Source organism: Agromyces seonyuensis (assembly GCF_009789225.1).
In the GTDB taxonomy this organism is placed as follows: domain Bacteria; phylum Actinomycetota; class Actinomycetes; order Actinomycetales; family Microbacteriaceae; genus Agromyces; species Agromyces seonyuensis.
Genome location: NZ_WSTA01000027.1, coordinates 26,618 through 43,147, shown reverse-complemented (window position 1 = coordinate 43,147; position 16,530 = coordinate 26,618). Strand labels below are relative to the sequence as shown.

Annotated in this window: 13 protein-coding genes and 1 pseudogene; 3 read left to right on the top strand and 11 right to left on the bottom strand. The window is 73.6% G+C overall.

Features of this window, described 5'->3' with window-relative positions:
• Positions 1 to 2,301 (top strand): hypothetical protein (locus tag GB864_RS07995; protein ID WP_160423854.1); only part of this gene is annotated, 2,301 nt, incomplete at its 5' end.
• Here GB864_RS07995 and GB864_RS07990 read toward each other — a convergent pair.
• Entirely contained in the window at positions 2,298 to 3,305 is a 1,008-nt protein-coding gene (locus tag GB864_RS07990; protein WP_160423852.1) for a tocopherol cyclase family protein, read from the bottom strand. The genes GB864_RS07995 and GB864_RS07990 overlap by 4 nt on opposite strands.
• A gap of 136 nt (positions 3,306 to 3,441) precedes the next feature.
• Between GB864_RS07990 and GB864_RS07985 the strand changes: the two genes are divergently transcribed.
• Positions 3,442 to 4,587 (top strand): epoxide hydrolase family protein, encoded by a 1,146-nt coding sequence (locus GB864_RS07985; protein ID WP_160423850.1) that lies wholly within the window; start codon positions 3,442 to 3,444, stop codon positions 4,585 to 4,587.
• Positions 4,588 to 4,681: 94 nt separating this feature from the next.
• Here the strand turns inward: GB864_RS07985 and GB864_RS07980 are convergent, their stop codons facing one another.
• From GB864_RS07980 to GB864_RS07960, 5 genes are all read right to left on the bottom strand, one after another.
• Positions 4,682 to 7,303: a phosphoenolpyruvate carboxylase gene (locus GB864_RS07980; protein WP_160423848.1), complete on the bottom strand. Its 2,622-nt coding sequence runs from the start codon at positions 7,301 to 7,303 to the stop codon at positions 4,682 to 4,684.
• Positions 7,303 to 8,487 (bottom strand): UDP-N-acetylmuramate dehydrogenase, encoded by a 1,185-nt coding sequence (locus tag GB864_RS07975; protein ID WP_160423846.1) that lies wholly within the window; start codon positions 8,485 to 8,487, stop codon positions 7,303 to 7,305. Before GB864_RS07975 ends, GB864_RS07980 begins: the two co-directional genes overlap by 1 nt.
• A gap of 7 nt (positions 8,488 to 8,494) precedes the next feature.
• A complete protein-coding gene (locus tag GB864_RS07970; protein ID WP_160423844.1) occupies positions 8,495 to 8,914 on the bottom strand; it encodes a MaoC family dehydratase in 420 nt (139 codons plus the stop codon).
• Positions 8,914 to 9,360 carry an FAS1-like dehydratase domain-containing protein gene (locus GB864_RS07965; protein WP_160423842.1) on the bottom strand — a complete coding sequence of 149 codons (447 nt, stop codon included), beginning with the start codon at positions 9,358 to 9,360 and terminating at the stop codon, positions 8,914 to 8,916. The genes GB864_RS07970 and GB864_RS07965 overlap by 1 nt, the downstream gene beginning before the upstream one ends.
• Before the next feature lie 165 nt (positions 9,361 to 9,525).
• On the bottom strand, positions 9,526 to 10,134 hold the full coding sequence (locus GB864_RS07960; protein WP_160423840.1) for a PDDEXK family nuclease: 609 nt from the start codon (positions 10,132 to 10,134) through the stop codon (positions 9,526 to 9,528).
• 743 nt (positions 10,135 to 10,877) lie between these two features.
• Here GB864_RS07960 and GB864_RS07955 point away from each other — a divergent pair.
• The gene (locus tag GB864_RS07955; RefSeq protein WP_160423839.1) at positions 10,878 to 11,660 is read left to right on the top strand and encodes an SGNH/GDSL hydrolase family protein; all 783 of its coding nucleotides are present in this window, start codon (positions 10,878 to 10,880) and stop codon (positions 11,658 to 11,660) included.
• 15 nt (positions 11,661 to 11,675) lie between these two features.
• Here GB864_RS07955 and GB864_RS07950 read toward each other — a convergent pair whose 3' ends face one another.
• The 5 genes and pseudogenes from GB864_RS07950 to msuE form a co-directional block, all read right to left on the bottom strand.
• Positions 11,676 to 12,860 (bottom strand): hypothetical protein, encoded by a 1,185-nt coding sequence (locus GB864_RS07950; RefSeq protein ID WP_160423837.1) that lies wholly within the window; start codon positions 12,858 to 12,860, stop codon positions 11,676 to 11,678.
• 47 nt (positions 12,861 to 12,907) lie between these two features.
• Entirely contained in the window at positions 12,908 to 13,420 is a 513-nt protein-coding gene (locus GB864_RS07945) for an FBP domain-containing protein (RefSeq protein WP_160423835.1), read from the bottom strand.
• A gap of 301 nt (positions 13,421 to 13,721) precedes the next feature.
• Positions 13,722 to 14,363: pseudogene (locus GB864_RS07940) on the bottom strand (bile acid:sodium symporter family protein); the annotation flags it as partial.
• Between the two features lie 149 nt (positions 14,364 to 14,512).
• The gene (locus GB864_RS07935) at positions 14,513 to 15,889 is read right to left on the bottom strand and encodes an LLM class flavin-dependent oxidoreductase (RefSeq protein WP_160423834.1); all 1,377 of its coding nucleotides are present in this window, start codon (positions 15,887 to 15,889) and stop codon (positions 14,513 to 14,515) included.
• A complete protein-coding gene (gene msuE, locus GB864_RS07930; protein ID WP_160423832.1) occupies positions 15,886 to 16,515 on the bottom strand; it encodes an FMN reductase in 630 nt (209 codons plus the stop codon). The genes GB864_RS07935 and msuE overlap by 4 nt, the downstream gene beginning before the upstream one ends.
• Between the last annotated feature and the right edge of the window lie 15 nt (positions 16,516 to 16,530).

Below are 16,530 nucleotides of genomic sequence, written 5' to 3'. Positions count from 1 at the left end.
TTCGCCATCCCCGTCGCCGTCGGCGATCCCGATGCGCCCACCGAGACCTACCGGGTGCGCATCCGGATCGCCGACGGCGACGACCTCGTGCGCAGCCCCGACGAGCCGGTCGACACCGAGTTCGCCGTCATCGTCGATCGCGCCGACCACGTGCTCACGCGCGTGCTCCCGCCGGAGAGCTTCCAGAGCGGCGAAGGCTGCACGATCGACGGCGAGTTCGTGCCGATGACCGACCCCCGGAGCGAACCGTGCCGCACGATCGAGGACTCGCCGGTCTCCCTCACGACGATCAACGACCCGTCCGAGGCCGGTGCGACGAACTCGGGCACGACGACGGGGACGCGCATCGGCGACTGGATCTTCTTCGACCTGCTCTTCCCCCCGGGGTTCGGCGGGACGACGACCTTCGTCGATCCGGTGTCCGAGGCCGAACTCCTCGGCGACGCCGGGTCGTTCCTCGAGCCGCTGCTCGAGTTCGCCGACGCGGCGCACTCGGCCGCTCCGACGATCGTCGACCTCGATCGCTGGGCCGTCGAGCATCCGGATGCAGTGGAGCCGCTGCTACAGGACGAGCTGACGGCCCAGCGTCGGGCATTCGAGATCCAGGCCTGGTACACGCAGTACGGCTCGTACCGCGCCGCCCCGGTGAGCACGGGCGAGCGGACCCTCGACGAGATCCGCGACGCGCTCGCCGCGGTCGATCTCCCGACGGAGAACGGCGGGCTCGCCGGCTTCGACGGCTGGCTCGCGCAGCCGACGCTGCCGCTGCTCGCGGTGGCGGAGCCGATGCCCGCTGCGCGCGTCTCCGTCGAGATCACGGCCTTCGGCGCCGCCCCTGCGGCCGACCCCGACCAGCCCGGACTGCTGCACGGGGTCCCCGATTCCCTCCTCGCCGGGGAACCGGGCTCGGCGCTGCCGTCGCTCGACCTCGATCTCGGCGGACGCAGCGTGTTCGCCAGTGGGCCGACGACGATCTGGCCGGGTTTCGAGGACGTCGGGACCGGCGCACTGCCGACGAACCCGCCGGCCTTCCGCAACCTGTACAGCTTGTCGCTGCCAGTGCCCACCATCGGCACCGCACGCGAGCCGCAGGCCTCGACCTCGACGGCCGGATGGTCGGACCAGCTCAGCGGCGGCATGCGCTCGGAGCTCCGCTTCGGAAAAGTCGAGTCCCTCGACACGACGCGGACGATCATGATGGGCGGCGTCGCGACGCAGACCTCCCTCACCTCGGTGTTCCTCGCCGAAACCGATCGGATCGACGTCACGGACCTCGGCAGTGCGCCGCTCGGTGCGTACGGCGCGGGCACGACCACGTGGGTGCGCGACTCGGACGGCGGGGCCGTGGAGCCGGCCGTGCTCCCCCGCACGCTCACCGGCAGCGGAGTCGCCGACTCCGGCACGCGGTTCGTCGGACCGATCGACGCGCTGCTCGGCTCCGGCGGCGGGCTCCGGCTCGATGGGGCGGACCGCGACGACGATCGGCCGCTCATCGACGCGGTCCGCGTCCGGGTGGATGCTCCGGGCGGGAACGCCGAGGCTGCCGGGCGCATCGCCGCCGTCGCCGCCGAACTCGAGGCCGCGGGCTTCGAGGTCGTCCCGGTCGCCGGGGCGCAGACCGCAGAGGTCGAGGTGTCCGTCGCCACAGGGCCGATGGTCAGGGAGACGCAGGCCGCGGGCCGGCCGCCGTTCGGCACCGTCGTGCAGCAGTGGACCGTCATCCCGGCGGCGAGCCGCGCCGCGGTCGACCCCGTCGCCGTCGTCGCGATCCGCGCCGCCGCCCTCGTCGCCACTGTGCTGCTCGCCATCGCGGAGCGGGCGGGGCTGTCCCGACGCCGACGCGAGTCGGAGGTGCTCGTCGCGCGCGGCTGGAGCCGCGGACGCGTGCGCCGCCGCCTCGTGCTGCGCGGGATCCCGGTCCTCCTCGTCCTGGTCGTCGGACTCGAGCTCGCGCTGCTGCGCCCCGCGTCGGCCGGCCCGGCCGCGTCCGTTGCGTCGGCCGCGCTGCTCGTCACGGGCGCGATCCTCGCCGCCGGCGTCATCCTCGCGACCCGCGCCCTCCCCGCGCCCGCCTCCGCTTCCCGCGAGTGGGCAGGTCTCGCGGGTGCGGACCGCCCGGCACCCGCCGCACCTACCCACTCGCAGGAGGAATCGGGCGACGGGCCGACCGAGCCGAGCGGGGACGGCGAATCCGGCACCGACGCGTCCGACGGAACCGACGCGTCCGACGGAACCGGCAGTGCCGCACCCGACGGCATCGATCGCTGGGAGGCCTACCGCCGCCCGGAGGCGAAGGGTTAGAGCGCGAGCAGGCGGTCGGTGTCGCCGACGACCTCGAGGCCAGCGCACGCCGCGGTTCCCTCGAGCAGCACCCGGCCGTCGCGGTCGACGTGGCGCAGCACGACGGTCGCATCGAGGGTCTCCTCGACGCGCTGGTGCATCTGCGTGCGCACCGGCGCGTGCAGGAGGCCGCCGCGGACGCGTCGGGCATCCAATTGCAGGATGCCGTCGGGCCCTTCGAGGCTCCACCGGATGCGGTCGTCGTCGATCTGCAGCGTTCGCTCGCGTGCGCGGTTCCACGTCGCCCAGCGGTAGAGGCGACCGCCGTGCCGGAACCCGACGATGAACCCGCGGAACGCCGTGCCGAGCCACGGGATGATCGCGACGGACGCGACGAGCGACGCGTCGGACCCGTCGCCGACGCCCGCGTCGACGTGGTTGCTCGCGAGCCAGACGTAACCGGACGGGAACGCCGAGCCCCAGTCCTTCTCGACGTACCCGCGGCCGCCGTCGAAGGAGACGGGCGCGCCCTCGACGTCGAGGGTGCCGGTGAGGCCGTGGCCGAACGAGACGACGCCGTGGAAGCACTCGAGGAAGGGCACCATGCCGTACCAGCCCATGATGCCGGGCTCGCCGAACGTCACGGGCCACGGTTCGAGCGGACCGGCGAAACCGACGCTCCCGCGCAACTGCGGCAGGTCGAGTTCCGCCCCGGCAGCGGAGAACCGGTTCGCGCCGACGCACACGTCGAAGCCGCGCTCGGCCGCGTCGAACTCCTCGATCGGGAACCGGTGGTACCAGGAGCGCCCGGTCAGCCCGTCGAGCACCTGCACGAAGGCCTCGTCGCGCTCGCCGCGGGCATCCGCGAGCCCTTTGAACACCCCCGGGATGACGGCCCAGCGCGCCGCGCGATCCTCGCTCACGAGCTTCACGTACCAGCCCTCGAAGAACCCGTGCCGGACTCCGCGCCCGTGGAACCCCTCCGGGTGGCGCACCCCGCGCAGCCACGCAGCCGGCGATCGCATGCTCGCAGGGTACTCCCCGCCCGTACTGCGGCCGGCGCCGCGCCCGGCGGGCCGCCAGACGCCTGAGCCGGATGCCTCCCGCCGCGCCCCCCGCTGCCTACACTCGCCGGCGGGAGCGGAACGGAAGGAACCGAGCATGGACCTCGAACCGTACGAACTCGCGATCCCCGACGCCGAGATCCGAGACCTCGCCGAGCGGCTGTCGCGCACCCGATGGCCGGCCGACCTCGTCGACGACTGGTCGCGCGGCACGCCCGTCGCCGAGGCGAAGGCCCTCGTCGACCGGTGGCTCGACGGCTTCGACTGGCGGGCGCAGGAGGCGCGGCTGAACGCCCTCCCGCAGTTCCTCGCGCACGTCGACGGGCAGCCGATCCACGGCTTCCACGTGCGCTCGCCGCGCGACGACGCGACGCCGCTGCTGCTCTGCCACGGCTATCCGAGCAACTGCGTCGAGTTCTCGCGGATCCTCGCGGACCTCGCCGATCCGATGGGCGGAGCGACGGGTGGGGCGACCGCGTTGCACGTCGTCGCGCCCTCGATCCCCGGTTACGGCCTCTCGACCCCGCTCGTCGGCACGGGCTGGGACATCCCCCGCGTCGCGCACGCCTTCGACGACGTCATGCTCGCGCTCGGCTACGACCGCTTCGCCGTCTTCGGCGAGGACGTGGGCGCCGGCGTCGCCGAGCAGCTCTGCCTGGATGCCGGCGAGCGCGTCGTCGGGATCCTCGGCGCCACCGACCCCGGGGCGATCGCGACCGAGTACACCCCGCCGACCGACCACCTCACCGACGAGGAGCATCGCCGCCACGACGCCGCGAAGGCGGCCCGCGCCGAGGACTTCGGCTATCTCGCACTGCAGACGACGCGGCCGCTCAGCGTCGCGTTCGGGCTCGCGGATTCACCCGTCATGCAGCTGACGTGGATGGCCGAGAAGTTCCACGAGTGGACGGATCCGGTCGGCGCACCGTCGGCCGAGGGCGTCGACGTCGACGACCTGCTCGCGCTCGTGAGCGTGTCGTGGTTCGGCGGCGCGGGCGACGGTGCCGCGAACCAGCTCTACGACACCGCGCACTCGGCGGCCGCGTGGGGCCGCCACCACGACCGGCCCCAGGGCATCACCGCCTTCGGGGACGAGCCGCTCATGCGGCGCATCCTGAACGGCGACGACCACCTGACAGGCTGGTACGAGCATCCGAAGGGCGGGCACTTCCCCGCGATGGAGCGCCCCGCCGAGCTCGTCGGCGACCTGCGCGCGTTCTTCGGCTCGCTGCAACCGGCGTGAGACGACGGCGCCCACCGGTCGAGTAGCGACGCAGGAGCGTATCGAGACCGCGCCACCGGGTCTCGAGACGCTGCGCTACTCGACCGACGACGGATCACCCGGTGTTCTGGAGTCCGGCCGCGACGCCGTTCACCGTGAGGAGCAGCAGTCGACGCGACTCGTCGGTCGGCACCTCGGGGTCGATCGTGCGGAGCCCGCTCAGGGCGCGCAGCTGCAGCAGCGACAGCGCGTCCACGTAGGGGTTGCGCACGCGCACCGTGCGCTGCAGCACCGGACGGCGCTCCAGCAGCTCGGTCGCGCCGTGGGCGCGCAGCACCTGCTCGCGGGTGAGCGCGAGCTCGCTGCGCACGAGGTCGGCGAGGTCGTCGCGGTCGCCCAGGGCGAGATAGCGCTCCGCGATGCGGGCATCCGTCTTCGCGAGCGACATCTCGATGTTGTCGACGAGCGCCCGGAACAGCGGCCACTCGGCGTACGCCTCGCGGAGCAGTTCCTCGTCGTCGATCGCGGCGAGCGCGGAGCCGACGCCGTACCAGGCGGCGAGATTGATGCGCGCCTGCGTCCAGCCGAACACCCACGGGATCGCCCGCAGATCCTCGAGGGACTCGAGCGAGAGGCCGCGGCGCGCGGGCCGGGATCCGAGCGCGAGCAGGCCGAGCTCCTCGACGGGCGTGACCTCGGCGAACCACGGCGCGAAGCCGGGCGCGTGCACGAGTTCGTGGAACTTCGCCCGGGAGACCCGGTCGAGTTCGACCGCGAGGTCCGCGAAGCGGGTGCGGCCGTCGCGGTTGACCGCCTCGTTCGACGGGCTGCCGGCCAGGAGCGCGGCCGTGCCCATCTGCTCGAAGTGGCGGGCCGCGATCGACGGGTCGCCGTAGCGGGCGAAGATGACCTCGCCCTGCTCGGTGATCTTCAGCCGGCCGTCGACCGTGCCCGGGGGCTGCGCGAGCACCGCCTCGTTGGCGGGGCCGCCGCCGCGGCCGAGCGAGCCGCCGCGGCCGTGGAAGAGCGTGAGCTCCAGGTCGTGGCGCTCCGCCCACTCCGCGAGGCGCGACTGCGCGGCATCCAGCGCGAGGATCGCCGACACGGGGCCGACGTCCTTCGACGAGTCGGAGTAGCCGAGCATGACCTCGAGCTTGCGGCCGGTCGCCTCGAGGCGGGCCTGCACCTCGGGCAGCGTCAGGTACTGCTCGAGGATCTCCGTCGACGCGTTGAGGTCGTCGAACGTCTCGAACAGCGGGATGACGTCGAGCGTCGGCGCGGAGCCGTGCTCGGCCCGGACGATCTCGTTCAACGCGTACACGTTCGCGAGGTCCTCGGGGGACTGCGTGAACGACACGATGTAGCGGCGCGACGCGTCGACGCCGTAGCGGCGCTGCAACCGGTCGATCGTGCGGAAGACCGAGAGCACCTCCTCGGTGAGCTCCGAGCGCTCACCGCCGGAACGGATCTCCTCCAGTGCTCCGCGGTGCACGGCCGAGTGCTGGCGCACCTCGAGTTCGGCGAGGTGGAACCCGAAGGTCTCGACCTGCCAGATGAGGTGCTGCAGCTCGCCGTACGCGCTGCGGCGGGCGCCGCCGGTCGCGAGCGAGTCCTGCACGACGCGCAGCTCCTCGAGCAGCTGCGACGGGTCGGTGTAGGCGAGTTCGTCGCCGAGCCGGGTCGACGCGATGCGCGCCGCGATGAGCAGCACGGCCCGGCGGTGGGGTTCGTGCGGGGCACGGGCGCCGATGCGCGTCGAGAGCCGGGCGGCGACGCCCTCCTGACGGTCGAGCAGTTCGAGCAGCCCCGCCGAGGCGGGCGCGTCGGCCTGGTCGAGGGTGAGGGAGCGGCCGATGCGGTCGGCGGCGCGCTCGAGGCCGAGCAGGATGTGCTCCGCGGCGATGTCCATCGCCTCGCCCGTGACGGCGGCCGTCACGTGGGGGTTGCCGTCGCGGTCGCCGCCGATCCATGTGCCGAAGCGCACGAACGCGGGCGCCTTCGGCGCGTCGAGCCCGGCGCGCTCGCCCTGCAGGCGGTCGTCGAGCAGACGGTAGACGTGCGGCACGACCTGGAAGAGCGTCTGGTCGAACACGCTCATCGCCGTGCGCACCTCGTCGAGCGGGGTGGGCCGGGTCGTCCGGACGGGCGCCGTGCGCCAGAGGACGTCGATCTCCTCCAGCATCCGGCGGTCGAGCTCGCTCGTCGAGAGCGCGCCGGGCTCGGCGATCTCCCGCTCGTCGAGCAGCTCCGCGAGACGGCGGATCGCCGAGGCGATCGCACGGCGGCGCGCCTCGGTCGGGTGCGCGGTCAGCACCGAGTGGAAGCGGAGGCCGGCGAGCCGCTCCGCCACGCCGTCGGCGCCGACCTCGTCGCCGAGGCGCGCGAGCGCGCCCGCGAACGTGTCGCGCGAGGCGTCCGTCGCCTCCCGGCCCTTGAGGACGCGCACCCGGTGGTGCTCCTCCGCGAGGTTCGCGAGGTGGAAGTACACGGTGAACGCGCGGGCCACCTGCCCGGCGCGCTCGTCCGAGAACCCCGCGATGAGTTCGCTCGCGTGCTCGAGCGCCTCGCCGTCGCCGTCGCGTGCGGCGATCGTCAGCCCGCGCAGGCGCTCGACGTCGTCGAGCAGCCCGTCGCCGCCCGCCTCCGTCAGCACCCGCCCGAGCAGACCGCCCAGGTGTCCTACGTCGCGGCGGAGCGCCGCATCCGGATCGTCGTCGCCCAGCGGCACCGAACCCATCAGTCCTCCTCGATACCCACCCACACCGGCTCGGGGACGAGCCGGATGCCGTATTCCGCCTGCACCCGCGCCTGCACGAACCGGGCGAGCTGCACGAGCTCCGCGGCGCTCGCGCCGCCCCGGTTGGTGAGGGCGAGGGTGTGCTTCGACGAGATCGCCGCACGCGAGCCCGGCAGGGCGAAGCCCCGACGGATGCCCGCATGCTCGATCAACCACGCCGCCGACACCTTCACGAGCACCGGCGAGCCCGCGTCTTCGCGGGATTCGACGGCGGTCATGGATGCCTGGTAGGCGCGGAACTCGTCGAGCGGAGTCGCGGTGGTGGAGCCGAGCGCGATGACCTCGGGCGCGGCGTCCGGTTCGAGGTACCAGCGGGGCGCGTCGGACGGCAGCGTCCGGGCGATGTGCTCGTCCACGATCGGATTGGTGAAGAAGGAACCGGCACTCGCGGTGTCGGGGTCGGCGGGGTCGAGGACCATGCCCTTGGAGCGCCGGAGCGCGAGCACCGTCTCGCGCACGGCGCTGATCGAGACGCGGTCGCCGAGCTGCACGCCGAGCGCGTTCGCGAGCTGCGCGTACGCGACGGGGGCGCCGAGCGCCTCGCCGAGCACGGCCTGCTCGCCGGCGGTGTCGTGCAGCTCGAGCTCGATCGACACGACGACGCCGCGGTGCCCGTGCTTGAGCACCGACGAGCGGTAGCCGAGCTCGAGCTCGGCGGCGGGCATCCGGACCGGCGCGAGCTCGCCCTCGGCGAGGAACTCGATCGCGGTGAGGACGCCCCCGAGCTCCTGCCCGTACGCGCCGATGTTCTGCACCGGCGCGGCGCCCGCGAGTCCCGGGATGCCCGAGAGCGCCTCGAGTCCCGACCAGCCGGCGGAGACGGTGTGCGCGACCAGGTCGTCCCACACCTCGCCCGCCTGCACGCGAAGCCGGACCGTGCCCGAGCGAGCGCCCGGCAGCTCCTCGATGCCCTTCGTCGCGACCCGGATGACCGTGCCCGGCACGGGCTCGTCGCCCACGAGCAGGTTGGAGCCGCCGCCGAGCACGAGCCAGCCGTCGGGGTCGTCCCACGCGGCCGACGCGAGGTCGACGAGGTCGCGCTGGGTTGTCGCCGTGACGAGGTGCTCAGCCGGCCCGCCCACCCCGAGGGTGGTGAGGTCGGCCAGGCGCACGTGCTCGGTCATGGATGCCTCAGGACAGCCGGACGCGCGCCTGCGCCTTGCCCAGCACGGTCGCGTTGTCGAACGTGACGGTCAGGTCGATGCGTGCGATGCCGGCCTCGGGCTCGAGCGCGCCGACCTTCGCGACGACGGAGACGACCGCGCCGAGCTCGGGGTCGACGACGACCGGGCGAGTGAAGCGCACCTGGTAGTCGAGCACGCGGCCGGGGTCGCCGGCCCAGTCCGACACCGGCTGCACCGCGAAGCCCATCGTGAGCATGCCGTGGGCGAGCACGCCCGGCAGGCCGACGGCCTTCGCGACCGAGTCGCGGTAGTGGATGGGGTTGAAGTCGCCCGAAGCGCCCGCGTAGCGCACGAGCGTGTCGCGGGTGATCGGGTACGTCGCCTCGGCGACGACGTCGCCGATCGTGAGGTCGTCGAGTGCGGGCATCAGTCGTCCCCTCGCACGACGAGGCTGGAGATCGCGGTGACGACGTGGTCGCCGTCGGCGTCGGTCACGGTCGTCTCGGCCGTGACCATCGAGTTGCCGCCGAGCGTCTTGACCGCGGTGACGGCGAGCTGCGCGAACAGCTCGTCGCCCGCGACGACGGGGCGGGTGTAGGTGAAGCGCTGGTCGCCGTGGACGACGCGGCTGAAGTCGATGCCGCCGTCCTCCTCGGCGAGGAGCTGGGCGAGCGTGTGCTCCTGGACGACGACCGGGAAGGTCGGCGGAGCCACGACGTCGGCGTAGCCCGCGGCGCGCGCGGCCTCGACGTCGAAGTGCAGCGGGTGCTCGGCGAGCACGGCGCGCGCGAACTCGCGCACCTTCTCGCGCCCCACGAGGTAACCGGGAACGGGCGGGAAGACCCGGCCGACGAGTTCGGGGTTCACAGACACGCCCGCCAGGTTACCCGCTGCGCGGCGCGGCCCTCGCGGCGACCGTCACACGCGGCCGTCGCCTCACGCCCCCTGGCCGCATCCTGCCCCCCTGCTCTTCCCTTCTCGTTCCTTTTCGCGAGTGGGTGGGTACCGCGGGTGCGGCCCGCCGCACACCCCCGACACCTACCCAGTCGGGGGGTGCGCGTCCGGCGTCCTCGGGCGGGGCGGGTTCCGGACGCCCGGACGCGGCACCGGAGAGCGGGTCGGAAAGCACGGCGAGTACTCGATGGCCCCGGCCCAACCCCGTCGACGCAGATTCCGGGCGATCCGTTCGACGAGTTCGCGCGGCCGCGCGAGATCCGCGGACGTCACCTCCGTGACGTGGAAGCCGAGCGACTCCAGTTCCGCCTCGCGCGTGCGATCGCGACGCCACTGCTGCTGATCGGTGCGGTGGTGGTCACCCTGGTATTCGAGGATCTCTCCGTACTCGTCGAACAGCTGATCGACTCTCGCGACGAAGTCCCCGGCACGATCGTGGATGTCCACATTGACCCGCGGTGCGGGCAGACCGGCCAGCACGACCAGCGCGCGGAGCACGGACTCGGGCGGGGACTCGGATGCGGGGTCGCGAAGCCCCAACGCGACCAGCAGCTTCCGACGGTGACGTCGGCCGGGATGACGAGCGAGCGCCTCGACGAGCTGCTCCTCAGGCACGCGATCCGCGACCGCGACGAGCTCCGGCACGGTCAGGACCTGCGCCAGATCGCACCAGGTCCGGCCCGCGGAGGTCACGGCGATCCCATCGAGCTCGACACGGTCGTGCGGATGGATGCGGAGTCGTCGGCTCGAGATGCCGATGCGGCGCGGCCCGCGCACGTCGGGAGGGACCGCGACGTCGATCTCGTCGCGAGCGGTCGGATCGACTCGCGTCGGCACCGGCAGCCCGTGCAGTACGGCCGCGGTCGCCCCGGCGATGACCGCGGCGCGTGGAGAGGCGAGGAGCGCGGCCCGCGCGAGCGTCGGCAGATCGGGGTCGATCGGAACGCGGACGCCTCGATACCGGGCATCGAGGTCGGCAGCGCGCAGTCGCCCCGCGGCGACGCCGGCGCGCAGGGCCGTCGGTGTGGTGAACGGCGCATCGCGCAGCGATGCGGGGAGCGGTCGTCGAGAGGTCATCCGCGCATCGTCGACGGGGCCGACCGGCACGGCCATCCGGATGCGCACGAATGTGCACGGGCCGGAAGATGCCCCGACTGGGCAGGAGCTCCGCACCGCCCTCCGAGTGGGTACGTATTGCGGGTCGGGACGGCACATCACCCGCGGTACCTACCCACTCGCGGGATCCGTGCCGGCCTCAGCACTCGGGGGACGGCGCGGGACGTTCTCGGGAACGGGGCGGGCCGCGGGCCGCGCACCCTGCTCCGAGTGGGTAGGAACTGCGGGTGCGGAGTGCGCCCGACCCGCGCTGCCTACCCACTCGCGATGGGGTGGAGGGAGGGGATCGGGGCCGCGCAGGGCGGCGTAGGGTCGAAGGCATGGATGCAAGTGCGGTGCGGTCGTTCGCGGCCATCGGGGACTCGTTCACCGAGGGCATGGGCGACGAGCTTCCCGACGGCACCCCGCGCGGCTGGGCCGACTTCGTCGCCATGGCGCTCGCCGCCCACGCGCGGGAGCCGATCGGGTACGCGAACCTCGCCATCCGCGGTCGCAAGCTCGGACCGATCCTCGACGAGCAGCTCGACGCGGCGATCGCCCTGCGACCGCAGCTGCTGTCGATGAACGGCGGCGGCAACGACATGATGCGGCCGAAGATCTCCATCCAGGAGACCAGCGGACGGCTCGAGGCCGCCGTCGACAAGGTGCTCGCGGCCGGACCGACGATGCTCATGCTGAGCGGCGCCAACCCGTCGCGCAACCTGCCGGGCGGCCGGCTCATGCGCAAGCGCGGCGACGCGCTCTCCGACGCGGTGGCGGTCTGGGCCGCTCGCAAGGACGGCGTGGTCTACGTCGACAACTGGCATGACGAATCCATCGAGGACCTCGCCTACTGGTCCCCCGACAAGCTGCACCTCAACGCGCTCGGCCACACGCGCGTCGCCTCGAACGTGCTGCACGGCCTCGGCGTCCCCGTGCCGGCATCCTGGGGCGTCGACGAGGTCGAGGATGCGATCGCCCACGGCAACCGCCCGGGCGCGATCACGTACTACCGCGAGTTCGTGCTGCCGTGGATCGGCCGACGGCTCACGGGCCGCTCCTCCGGCGACGGCCGCGTCGCCAAGCGCGCGACCCTCATGCTCATCGAGCCGCTCGCGCTCTGAGCCGACGCGCGAAGCTCAGACGGGGTCGGACTCGACCGGGTCGGACTCCACCGGATCGGACTCGACCGGGAACAGCCCCGCGTCGCGGTCGTCGAGCGCAGCCGCGACCGTGCGGAGGAGGACGACGAGCCAGGCGACGAACAGCGCCGCGACGATGAGCTCGGTCGCCGTGAGCGTCGTACGGCCGACCGGCCGGAACAGCAGCACGGCGAACGTGAGCAGCAACGCGAACGCCCAGCCGGTCGCGACGAGCGGCCGGCCGATCCCGGGCAGGAGCCACGGCAGGCCGACGAGCAGGGCCGCGACGAGCACGATCAGGGCGGCCGCGGCGAGGTCGTGCACGATGCCGCCGCGGTCGGCCGGCAGGAGGCCGAGCACGACGAGGCAGACGCCGACGAGGCCGACCGCGACCGCGACCGGCCGCGCGCCGCGACCGGCCGCAGCCCCCCGGCCGGACGCCCACCGTTCGAGTTCGCCGCCGATGAACCGGGAGAGTCCGGCCAGGACGAGTCCGCCGATGACGAGCGCGAGGTCGAACGCCCAGCCGGATACGTCCGCGGCGACGCCGAGCGGGAGGAGGTTGGCGCGCCACCGTGCCGGGTCGGCCGAGCTCAGCATGCTCGCCAAGGCGCCGCACGCGAGGAGCACGACGAGCAGGTTCGCGAGCTTCGCCGGATCCGTCGCTCTCGCCGAGAGGTACGGCAGGTAGGCGGCGACCGCAGCGACGCCGCCCGTGACGATCGCCGTGGGGACGGCGGAGACCGACGTCCCGACGAAGGCGAGCGAGACCACGTGGGCCGCCCCGAGGACCGCCAGGAAGACGATCGCGGCGTGCGTGAACGCGAGCGCGCCGAGGTCGATCGAACGCGCGGTGCGGCCTGCCGGCCGGCGCGACCCGAATCGCGCCGGCACCCGCGGGGAGAGTGCGCCGGCGACGAAGGCCGTCGCTGCGACGGCGGCCGCGACCACGCCCGCCGTGCTGCCGAGGGCGCCGAAGCCGATGAGCGGCACCGCCTGGCCGCCCGTGGAGAGGTAGCCCACGATGAAGCCCACGACGAACCCCATGCCGGCGGCGAGGATCCCACCGGCCTCGACCGCCGTCGCGGACGGCAGCACGCGCTGGAGCGTCGGCAGGAGCGGAGCGGTCTCGTCGTCGCCCGGCGTCGCTCCCGCGGCGCCCTGCACGCGATCTGCACCCACCGACCCGACCCCCGGTCTCCCGCGCCCCCGCGCGGATCGGGTCGAGTCTAGGACGGCGAGCCGGGCCGACGGCCCAAGACGTCGGCGACGAACCCGCGGACACGTCCGACGTAGCGGTCCGCGCGCTCCGCGGCGAGGCCGACCGGCCGGACCTCGGAGGGCGCGAGCGGCACGGGCAGGCCGATGTTCTCGTGGCATTTCAGATCGGCGCACAGGTACGTGCCGACGGTGTCGCCGCGCTCCCCGGCGTCGCCCGCGCGGCGCGCCGCGAACATCCGCACCTGGTCGGCCGGCTGCTGCGTGTGGCAGAACGCGCACATCGCGGCGCGGAATCGCGAGCCGGGCGGCGCGGCCGCCTTCAGGACGATGCCGACGGGCTCGCCGTCGAAATCGGCCACGAAATAACCGCGCTGGGCGAACTTCGCGTCGCGCCAGCCGAACGCGGTCACGCGGTCCCACTCGAGCACGAGGAACTCGAGGGGCGCCTCGATCTCGTCGAGTTCCCGCGCGGTCGCGTTGCCCAGCACTTCGGGCAACGTCTCCTGGGTGATCGGCTGCATCCGTTCGAGTGTAGAAGAACCGACGGCGGGGATGCCCCGATCGGCGGACTTCCGCCCGCCCCGGGGCGCCGGGCCCGGCCCGCTCAGCCCCGGGCGTCCGCTGCGGACTCGCTCCGCGCCGGCGAGCCGTCCTCGGCGCCCGCGGCCCCGCGCCCGCGGATGAGGAAGCCGAACCCGAGCGCGACGAAGAACATGAGCACCCCGTAGACGGCGGCGGGCAGCTCAGCTCGATGCTGCCGAGCACGGTCTGCGCGATGACGATCGCGAGGGTCGCGTTGTGGATGCCGATCTCGAACGAGGACGCGATGGCCTGCGGCCGTCCGACGCGGAGCCATCTCGGCACGAGGTAGCCGATCGTGAGCGAGATGAGGCAGAACAGCACCGTGACGCCCGCGAGGCCGAGGGCGTGCTCGGCGAGGACGTCGAGGTTCGCGATGATCGCGCCGATGATGACGACGACGAGGATGACGACGGAGGCGATGCGGACGGGCTTGTCCATGCGGTCGGCGAAGCCGGGTTTCCACCAGCGCACGAGCATCCCGAGCACGACGGGGCCGAGCACGATCGCGAACACCTCGAGCGTCTTCGCGAACTGGAGGCCGAGGCCGTCGTCGCCGGGCAGGAACAACGCGATGGCGAAGTTCGTGATGAGGGGCAGGGTGAAGACGGCGAGCACCGAGTTCACGGCGGTGAGCGAGATGTTCAGGGCGACGTCGCCGCGGAAGAGGTGGCTGAACAGGTTCGCCGTCGTGCCGCCGGGGGAGGCGGCGAGCAGCACGAGCCCGACGGCGAGCACGGGCGGCAGCGAGAACGCGTAGACGAGCCCGAACGCGACGGCGGGGAGCACGACGAGCTGGCAGACGAGGGCGATGAGCACCGCCTTCGGCTGCGTGGCCACGCGCGCGAAATCGCGGGGGGTGAGTGAGAGGCCCAGGCCGAACATGATGATGCCGAGGGCGACGGGCAATCCGATGGAGGTCAACGCTGATCCCATGCCGGTGAGCCTAGGGGTTCGGCGTCGCCGCAGGGAATCCCCGGATCGGGGGACGGGACGGCTCGGACCCTGCGGCGGCGCCCGAAGGGCGGGTCGGCTCAGAACCGCGGGACGCCGGGCAGTCCGCGGCGCTCGGCGAGGCCGAGCCGTTCCCGCAGCGTGCCCTCGCCGTACTCGTCCGGCACGAGGCCGAGTCGAGCGAGCTCGGGGACGACCCCGAACGCGAACGCGTCGAGCTGCGCGGGCACCGAGGCGGGCGCGACGAGGAACCCGTCGACCGCGTCGGCGTCGGCCCAGTCGGCGAACTCGGCGGCGATGTCGGCGGCGGTGCCGACGATCATCGAGGCGGGCACCGAGACGGCGGCGACGAGGTGGCGCAGGGTGGGCGGGGCGTCGCCGCCCACGATGCGGCCCGTGCGCTGGGCGACGATCTCCAGCAGTTGCTCCCCCGTCGCGTCGAAGCGCGCCGCGGTCGCCCGGTCGACGATCGCGTCGGGATCGGCGGGCAGCCGCGCGCCCACGACGGTCTCGAGGTGGGCGATCGAGCGGGTGCCCGCGCCGCCCGCGGTCGCGACGAACGGATCGTCGTCGTCGACGGGCAGCAGCCTGCTGAGCTCGTCGGCGATGGCGCGGGCGTGGGCGCGGGTCTCGCCGATGACCGGCAGCACGCGGGCGACGAGCTTGACCTCGCGGTCGTCGCGACCGGCCTCGAAGGCGTAGCCGCGCACGAGCGCGCGGGTCTCGCGGGCGTCGTCGAACGAGCCCGCGCCGACGACGACGACGTCGCCCTGCGCCGCCGCGAACGGCAGCATCTCCGGAGCCGCGCACTCGTGCACGAGCACGGGATGCCCCTGCTGCGGTCGGACCGTCTCGAAGCGTGCGGCGAACTGCAGGTGCTCCCCCCGGACCTCGACGGCCCGGACGCCGTCGGCGCCGAGCAGGCCGGCGCCGACCGCGCTCGTATCCGGGGCGTCGACGGAGTCCCAGAGTTCGGTCACCGCGGCCGCGAACTCGAGCGCGCGAGCCTGCCGACCGGCTCGCGCTGCGCGCGGATCGAGCCCGTGCGCTGCGGCCTCCCGGGCACCGGGGTCGCACGCGAGGCCGAGCCCGGCGCGACCGCCGGAGAGCACGTCGAGCGAGGCCGCCGCACGGGCGATGGCGACAGGGTCGGCGACGGCGGCGTTGACGCTCGCCACGAGGCCGATGCGCTCGGTCGAGCCCGCGAGGAACGATGCCGCGGCGATCGGGTCGACGCGGTGGCGGACGGCGGGGTCGCGTCGGCCGCCCTCGGCCGCCCCGGGCGGGACGGCCCCGAAGAGGAGCAGGTCGATACGAGCGGCCTCGGCGGTCGCGGCGATCCGCCGCAGGGCGACGGCGTCGCGACTCGGATCGCGATGGGCTCCGCCGAGCCGCCAACCCGCCGGGTGCGCGCCGAGCGGGTGGACGTCGACGCCCAGGATGAGGTGCTCGCTCACCACGTCGAGACGTACTCCGAGCGGGCCGCCGCGGGCAGCACCGTCGAGCGCACGAGCGGCAGCCCGCGCTCGACGGCCTGCGCGATGCGCGCCTCGAGCCCGGGGTCGCTCACCTGGTAGTCGACGAAGTCGGTGTCGCGCGCGTAGACGCCGATGGGCAGCGTGAGGGCCTGGAAGAACGAGAAGAGCGGACGGAACTGGTGCTCGAGGATGAGCGCGTGCCGGTCGCTGCCGCCGGTGGCCGCGAGCAGCACCGGGGTGTCGATGAGGGCGTACTGGCCGACGAAGTCGAAGACGTGCTTGAACAGGCCGGTGAACGACGCCCGGAAGACGGGGCTCGCGACGATGAGGACGTCGGCCGACTCGATCGTGCGCAGAGCTTCCTCGGCTCGCGGGGTGAGCTCGGCGCGGCTCAGCACGCCCGCGAACTCGCGGCCGACGTCGGAGAGCTCGAGCAGCGTCGTCGCGACGACGGGCGCGCCCGGTTCCGCGAGGGCGGGTTCGGCGGCCAGCGCGGCGGCGAGCTCGGCCTGCAGGCGGGCGGCGAGCGCCGTCGTGCGGCTCGGGTTCGAGATGCTCCCCGAGACGGCGACGATCGAGATCGTGGATCCGTTTGCCTTCGTCATGCCTCGACGCTAGAG